We start from the raw sequence: 7,277 nt of genomic DNA, 5'->3' as shown, positions 1-7,277 counted from the left end.
ATGAGAGTCGTTTGGGCTCGGCTATCGCCCCGCGGAATATGGAGACAGGCCCCTAGAGGCAGCGGCTAAAGGTAGAGGCCGGTGGAGCCGGGCTCGACCCGGCTTGCCGCCACCGCGTGCACGTCACGCTCGCGGAGCAGCACGAACTCCTTGCCGTGCAGCTCGACCTCGGCGCGCTCGTCGGGGTCGAACAGCACGCGGTCGCCGTCCTCGATGTTGCGCACCGCCGGGCCGACCGCGACCGCGGTGGCCCAGGAGAGCCGGCGGCCGACCGACGCGGTCGCCGGGATGACGATGCCGCCGAGCGAGCGCCGCTCACCCTCGCCGTCGTCGCGGCGTACGAGCACCCGATCGTGCAACAGCCGGATCGGAAGCTGGCCGTCGATGTCCGTGCTTGCACCGTCCACGGCAGACCACGTTAGCCTGCCGCGCCGGCCGGTGGCCGACCACCCGATACGGTGGGATGCCAGATCACGAAGGGATGGGGTCACGTGCCGAACTGGTTCCAGCGACTCCGCCGCGCCGACTCCGAGCCGGCCGGCGCCGGTTCCCCGGCCGCGGTGGACACCAAGCCGGCCGACAACGGCTCGTCCGTCCCCGAGGAGTTCGCGCCTACCAGCGCCGAGCTGGAGCTGCCGCTGGGGATCCGGGTCGCGGCGGCCTGGTCGTGGCGGTTGCTGGTGGTCGGCGCCACGATCTACATCATCGCGCAGCTGCTCGGCACGCTCGCGGTCGTCGTCATCCCGTTCGTGGTGTCGCTGCTGCTGTCGGCCCTGCTGCACCGGCCGGTCGGCTGGCTGCGCGACCACGGCGTGCCGAAGTCGCTGGCCACCGCGCTGGTGCTGGTCGGCGGCATCGCCGCGGTCGGCGGTGTGCTCTACGGCGTCGTACAGGCGTTTCTCAACGGCCTTCCCGACCTGACCAAGAACGTCACCGAAGGCATCACCGACGTGAAGACCTGGCTGGTGAACGGTCCGTTCCACGTGCAGCAGGCGCAGATCGACACGGTCATCTCCAACATCCTGAAGGTGGTCTCGGACAACCAGGCCAGCATCGCCAGCGGCGCGCTGACCGCGACCACCACGATCACCGAGGTGCTCAGCGGCCTGTTCATCGTGCTGTTCACGACGTTCTTCCTGCTCAGGGACGGCGGCGACATCTGGCGGTTCGTCACCGGCCTGCTGCCGCGCAAGGCGGTCGAGCCGGTGCGGCAGGCCGGCGTCGACTCGTGGAAGACCCTCGGTGCGTACGTGCGCGCCACCGTGCTGGTGGCCTTCGTGGACGCCTTCTTCATCGGCCTCGGCGTCGCGATCCTCGGCGTGCCGCTCGCGCTGCCGCTGGCCGCGGTGATCTTCCTCGGCGCCTTCGTGCCGGTGATCGGTGCCTTCATCTCCGGCACCATCGCCGTGCTGGTCGCGCTGGTCGCCAAGGGGCCGATCGCGGCGCTGATCGTGCTCGCGATCCTGGTCGGCGTGCAGCAGCTGGAGAGCCACATCCTGCAGCCGTTCCTGCTCGGTCGCGCGGTCGCGCTGCATCCGCTCGCGGTGATCCTGGCGATCGCCACCGGCCTGGTCATCGCCGGCATCATCGGCGCCCTGGTCGCGGTGCCGCTGCTCGCGGTGACGAACACCGCCGTACGCAGCCTGGCGGCCGCCAACAAGGCCGCTCAGCGATCGAAGGATCCGCCGGGCACCGAGGAGCTGCCGGTCGGCGAGGCTCCGGCGGCACCCTAGTGTCGGGACACTAGGGCCTGTTTCGAAGTCCCACGCGGCGATAGCCGAGCCGCTGTCACATCTTTCTCGGGCCGCCTGCCGGCACCGGCCGAAAACCCACCATAGCGCTGCTGTTTGGCTTCCGTCCGGCACCGGCAGGCGACGTTTGGATCTCGGCGCTCATCCACGTGGGAGTTCGAAACAGACCCTAGGCCGTCGCCGCCTCCGAGTCGGCACGCAGGCGGCGGAGCGCCCCGAGCACGGTGTCGCGCTTGGTCGTGTACCAGAACGGCGGCAGCGAGCGGCGCAGGTACGTGCCGTAGCGCTGGGTCGCCAGCCGCGGGTCCAGCACCGCGACGACACCGCGGTCGCCGGACGTGCGGACCAGCCGGCCGGCGCCCTGCGCCAGCCGGATCGCCGCGATCGGCACCGACACCGCGGAGAAGCCAGAGCCGCCGGAGGCGTCGACGGCCGCCGAGCGAGCGGCCGTGAGCGGGTCGTCCGGTCGGGGGAACGGCAGCCGGTCGATCACCACCAGCTGGCAGTTGGGGCCTGGCACGTCGACGCCCTGCCACAGCGACATGACCCCGAGCAGGCAGGTCGCCGGGTCCTCCTTGAACCTGCGTACCAACAGCGGCAGCGAGTCGTCGCCCTGCAACAGGATCGGCAGGTCGGTGCGGCTCATCAGGATCTCCGCGGCGGCCGCGGCGGCCTTGCGCGAGGAAAACAGGCCGAGTGTGCGTCCGCCGGCCGCCTCGACCAGGCTGACCAGCTCCTCGGCGGCGGCGTCGGACAGGCCGGACATGCCGGGACGTGGCAGGTGCGACGCGACGTACAGGATGCCCTGTTTCGGATAGTCGAACGGCGAGCCGACGTCCTCGCCGTGCCAGCGCGGCGCCTCGTCCTCGTGGTCCTCATCGCTTTCGGCCGGCTCGGTGGGCTCGGCCGGCCGGCCGAACAGGCCGAGCGACTTGCTGATCGCCTCGAACTGGCCGCCGAGCGCCAGTGTCGCGCTGGTCGCCACCACGACGCGGTCGCGATAGAGCTCGCGCGCCAGCAGGCCGGCGACGCTCAGCGGCGCGACCACCAACGTACGGCGGCCGCGGTCGTCGGTCTCCAGCCAGATCACGTCCTGGTCGGACTCCAGGATGAGCCGCTGCGCGGTCTCGGCGAGCACCTGCAGGGTCGCCTTCGCCTGGTGCTTGCTGGCCAGGTCGGGGTCGTCGGCGGCGATCTGGCCGATGGCGCGGATGCCCGCCTGGCAGGCCGTCTCGACGAGCAGCACCGCGCGGCTGACCTGCTCAGGCACCTGCGCCAGCCGGCCCGGCAGCTGCGCGTCGAGCGCGATGCGCAACGCCTCGGCCGCCTCGTCGATGCGCTCGCCTTCGCGGTTGCCGAAATAGCGGCCGGCCCGCTTGCCGGCACGGGCCAGCGACTCCGGGGAGAACTCCGCCTGCGCCGCCGAGGTCACCCGGTCGGTCAGGTCGTGCGCCTCATCGACCACCAGCAGCTCGTGCTCCGGCAGGATCCGCCGCTCCCCGTCGAAGGTCATCGCCATGTCGACCGCGAGCAGCGCGTGGTTGGTGACGATCACGTCGGCATCGCGCGCACGCTGGCGAGCCGCCTCGGCGAAGCACTCGGCGCCAAACGGACACCGCGCCGCGCCGACACACTCGCGCGCGGAGGTGGAGACCGTACGCCACAGCATGTCGTCGACACCGGGGTCGAGCTCGGCCCGGTCGCCGGTGTCGGTCCGCGCGGCCCACTCGCGCAGCCGGGTCACCTGCTTGGCCATCCGGCCGGCGGCGGCGACCCACTTGGGCCCGTCGTCGAACAGGCCTTCCGGCTCCTTCTCCTCCTCCGCCCGCGAGGCGTCCAGCCGCGCCAGGCACAGGTAGTTGCCGCGGCCCTTGAGCACCGCGTACGTCGGCCGGCGGCCGAGCACCGGCGCGACCGCCTCGGCCAGCCGCGGCAGGTCGTGGTCGACCAGCTGCGACTGCAGCGCCAGCGTCGCCGTCGACACCACGGTCCGCCGGCCGGACGCGAGCGCCGGCGCCAGATAGCCGAGCGACTTGCCGGTCCCCGTACCGGCCTGGATCAGCAGGTGCTCGCCGGAGCTGATCGCCGCCGAGATCGCCTGCGCCATCCGCTGCTGGCCGGGCCGTGCCACCCCGTCCGGCACCGCACCCACGGCGGCATCCAGCACGGTCGACGCCTCCGCGTCAGGAGTGTCGGCACGGAGCGGTGAGTCAGCGGACTTCGGCACGACCCCGACGCTACCGTTGCGGTCCGACGGTCCCGCGACGTTATCCACCGATCCACCGTTGTCCACAGGGTTTCGCACCCACTTCCACCGCCATCTACCCGCTACACCGCGAAACTGTCGTACCCCCACGTCAATCTGAGCCCCCACCCAAATCGGGCGGGGGGTGGGTTCGCGTGGAAACTTAGACAAGTAGGAAGTTGATCTTGGTCGTGCGCTGAGCTGGCGTCGGTCGAGGAGGTGGCCGCACGCAGCGGGTAGCCAAAGCTCGCCTACGGGGGAGAACGAACAAACCGGACATCGGTGTGGCTGGGAAAATTCCGGTAAAACCGGCCCTGAGATGCGGGATTTTCCGCACTCGATGCGCGAGACACCCGGCCGCGGTCACCGACTGTCCCGCAAGGGTCAAGCGTAGCGGCCGAAAAGCAGGCCTCAGCCGGCCAGCGCCGGAATGAGCAGCGCGGCGAAAGCCAGATAGAAAACACCGGTCACCGACAGCGTCACCGGCGACAGCCGTCCGCGCCGGAGTACGACCAGCAGATAGCCGATCGCGGCCATCGTGACCACGCCGGCGATCACCAGCGGCACGCTGAACATCCACGGCGTGAAGATCAGGCCGATCCCGCTCGGTACGGTCGCCTGGATCATCATCGCGCCGGAGATGTTGGCCAGGGCCAGCTGCGGCTTGCCCGCGCGCACCCAGATGATCGCGTTCATGATCTCCGGCAGCTCGGTGGCGACCGGCGACAGCAGCAACGCGGTCACCTCGGCCGGCAGGCCGAGGATGCCGGCGGCCGATTCCAGCTGTTGTACGAAAAGCTGCGACGCGACCAGGATGATGACCAGAGTCGCGAGCGCCTGCACGACAATGGCCCAGGTCGACGGTCGCGATCGCTTGCGCTGCAACAACAACGGCGCCTGCGCGGCGTCCTCGCCGTCGTCGGTGCGGCGGATCTCTACGACGAAATACACCGCGTACGCGACGAACATCAGCAGTCCGAGCCACGGCTTGATCGCGAAGGCGACCAGTCCGAGGCCGAGTTTCACCGTGAAGATGACCAAAAACCAGGCCTGGTCGCGCGCCAGCTTGCGCGTGTCGACGGATCGCTCCGCGCGCCGGCGAAAGAGCATCCAGCCGGTCACCGCGTACGCGACGGTCGCCAGCGCGAGCGGTCCACCCATCGCCGCGCCGACCGCGATGTCCGGCGACTTGCCGACCACGGCGGCCGCGAAGGTCACCGCGCTTTCCGGCAGTGCCGTGCCAAGTGCCGCCAGTACGGTCCCGACGGCCAGCGACCCGAGCCGCAGCCGGGGTCCGAGCCACTCGATCGCGTTGACGAACCACTCGCACGCGAAATAGACCGCCACCGCGCACAACGCGAGGCCAACGAAATGCAGCACTGAAAGCCTTCCCGCACCACCACGGTCGGACGCCCCTCGACCGCGGCGACACATGTCACCTGTGGTCGAAGGTCTCGTCCACCCCGGTGCGGGGCCCGGTCACCGCCGGGTCATGGGACCCGGAGTATGTCGACGACCGACGGGGGACTACTCCCCTTCGGCAGCGACCTTACCCGGCGCCTACGACCAGGTGTACGTGCGTCTGGTCACTGTGCTCGTACGCGCCGCAGCTTGTCGGGGTTGACCTGGTTGAACACCGACACGATCAGGCCGTCGTCGTCGATGGCGAAGGACGACACGTCGGTGGGTACGCCGTCGCCGGTGATCAGCATGCCGAGATCGCCGTTGACGCCGACGAACTCGATGGTCGCCTGCGGAAACTTCCGGAACAGGCCGAGGAACAGCCGCGCGACCTTCTCGGCGCCGCGGATCGGATGCCGGCCAGCGCCGGAGACCTGGCCGCCACCGTCGCCGCGCGCGACGACGTCCGGATGCAGCAGCTTGGTCAGCGCCTCCAGGTCGCCGGTCGCGCAGGCCTTGATGAACTCGTCGGCGACCTGTCGCTGCCGGGGCAGCGGCGCTCGCGTCGGCGGCTCCGCGTCGGCGACGATCCGGCGCGCGCGTGACGCGAGCTGGCGCGCCGCGGCCTGGCTGACGCCAAGCGTGTCGGCGACTTCTGGGAAAGGTACGGCGAAAACGTCGTGCAGCACGAACGCGACGCGTTGCTCGGGAGAGAGCTCCTCGAGGACGACCAGCAGCGCCATCCGCACCGACTCGTCCAGCTCGATCGCGGTCTGCGGATCGGGACCGCCGACCGGCCGGATGCCGTCGGCCGGTGCGCCGGTGACGATCGGCTCCGGCAGCCACGGCCCGACGTACGCCTCGCGGCGTACCCGCGCCGACCGCAGTTGATCGAGGCAGATCCGGCCGACCACGGTGGTCAGCCACGCGCGGAGGTCGTCGATCCGGCTCGTGTCGGCACGCTGCAGCCGCAGCCAGGCCTCCTGCACGGCGTCCTCGGCGTCGGCCGCGGTGCCGAGCATCCGGTAGGCCACACCGAAAAGGTGGCGGCGGTGCGTTTCGAAGCGTTCCACGTCGACCACTGGCACGCGCTCATCTTCCATCACATCGCGGCGAACGTCTTGTTAGGTTAACCGCACATAGCGTGCCGGCTGTGAGACTCGCCTTCGCTGGACCGGTGACCGTACCGGCGACCGCAAGGATCCGGAACATTCCCAGGTCAGCAGGGGACCGGAGCCGACCGTCGAGAAGATCGCCAGCCTGAAACCGGATGTGATCTTCGCGGTCAACCTGACCCCGGCCGCCGCGCTGGTCAAGCTGCGGCAGATCGCCCCGGTCGTCCTCATCGGCATCGACGGTACGAAACGCGCCGACTGGCAGCACCGTGTCGCGGTCATCGCGGATGTCGTCAACTGCGAGGCGGCGCTGCGGACATTGGTCGGCGCGTACGCGCAACGGGCCGCGCAGATCAGGCAGGCACGTGCGGCCGCGTTGGCGAAGAACACCATCAACGTCCTTGACACCTTCGACCGGACGTCGCTCACCGCGGCCTCGCCGACCTCGATGATCGGCAAGATCCTGGTGGCCGCCGGCGCTCGCTTCGCGCCGTCGGCGTCGTCGGCCAAGGTGACCGCTCTGGACGCCGCGTCCGCGCGCGGCAGCCGCAACGCGTCGCTCAGCGACGAGGACCTGGCGGACCTGATCGACGGCACCGTGATCTTCCACGGCCGCGCACCGGCGACCGGCCGGCCGAGTAGACGCTGCTGGACAACACACTCTTCAAGGCCAGCGCAGCCGCACGCGCCGGCCACGTGTATCCCATCGGCACGCCACTGATCGCCGGCTACACGGACGCGACACAGGTGCTCGACCTCTTCGAC

The 7,277-nt window shown here is 70.3% G+C and carries 5 protein-coding genes and 1 pseudogene; 2 read left to right on the top strand and 4 right to left on the bottom strand.

Translation table 11 applies throughout. The features are described 5' to 3' along the window. Positions 1–65 precede the first annotated feature (65 nt). The gene (locus GNX95_RS35190) at positions 66–407 is read right to left on the bottom strand and encodes a GroES family chaperonin (RefSeq protein WP_222854149.1); all 342 of its coding nucleotides are present in this window, start codon (positions 405–407) and stop codon (positions 66–68) included. Positions 408–491: 84 nt separating this feature from the next. On the opposite strand from GNX95_RS35190, the gene GNX95_RS35185 reads away from it, so the two are divergent. Further along, positions 492–1,733 (top strand): AI-2E family transporter, encoded by a 1,242-nt coding sequence (locus tag GNX95_RS35185; protein WP_222854148.1) that lies wholly within the window; start codon positions 492–494, stop codon positions 1,731–1,733. Between the two features lie 187 nt (positions 1,734–1,920). Here the strand turns inward: GNX95_RS35185 and GNX95_RS35180 are convergent, their stop codons facing one another. The 3 genes from GNX95_RS35180 to GNX95_RS35170 form a co-directional block, all read right to left on the bottom strand. Continuing rightward, positions 1,921–3,978: an ATP-dependent DNA helicase gene (locus tag GNX95_RS35180; RefSeq protein ID WP_246281856.1), complete on the bottom strand. Its 2,058-nt coding sequence runs from the start codon at positions 3,976–3,978 to the stop codon at positions 1,921–1,923. Between the two features lie 429 nt (positions 3,979–4,407). Next, positions 4,408–5,376 (bottom strand): sodium:calcium antiporter, encoded by a 969-nt coding sequence (locus GNX95_RS35175; RefSeq protein WP_163511935.1) that lies wholly within the window; start codon positions 5,374–5,376, stop codon positions 4,408–4,410. Between the two features lie 206 nt (positions 5,377–5,582). Then, positions 5,583–6,500 (bottom strand): sigma-70 family RNA polymerase sigma factor, encoded by a 918-nt coding sequence (locus GNX95_RS35170; RefSeq protein WP_163511934.1) that lies wholly within the window; start codon positions 6,498–6,500, stop codon positions 5,583–5,585. Between the two features lie 91 nt (positions 6,501–6,591). On the opposite strand from GNX95_RS35170, the pseudogene GNX95_RS35165 reads away from it, so the two are divergent. Then, positions 6,592–7,233 (top strand): annotated as a pseudogene (locus tag GNX95_RS35165) (ABC transporter substrate-binding protein); the annotation flags it as partial. Positions 7,234–7,277: the final 44 nt, after the last annotated feature.

This window comes from Fodinicola acaciae, from assembly GCF_010993745.1.
GTDB classification, from domain to species: Bacteria; Actinomycetota; Actinomycetes; order Mycobacteriales; family HKI-0501; genus Fodinicola; species Fodinicola acaciae.
Note: the sequence above shows the minus strand (reverse complement) of the source record. Positions and strands in the feature narration are given on the sequence as shown.

Coding starts and splice junctions, on each gene's coding strand:
- GNX95_RS35170 (WP_163511934.1), bottom strand. CDS start 6,500: ATGGAAGATGAGCGCGTGCCAGTGGTCGACGTGGAACGCTTCGAAACG.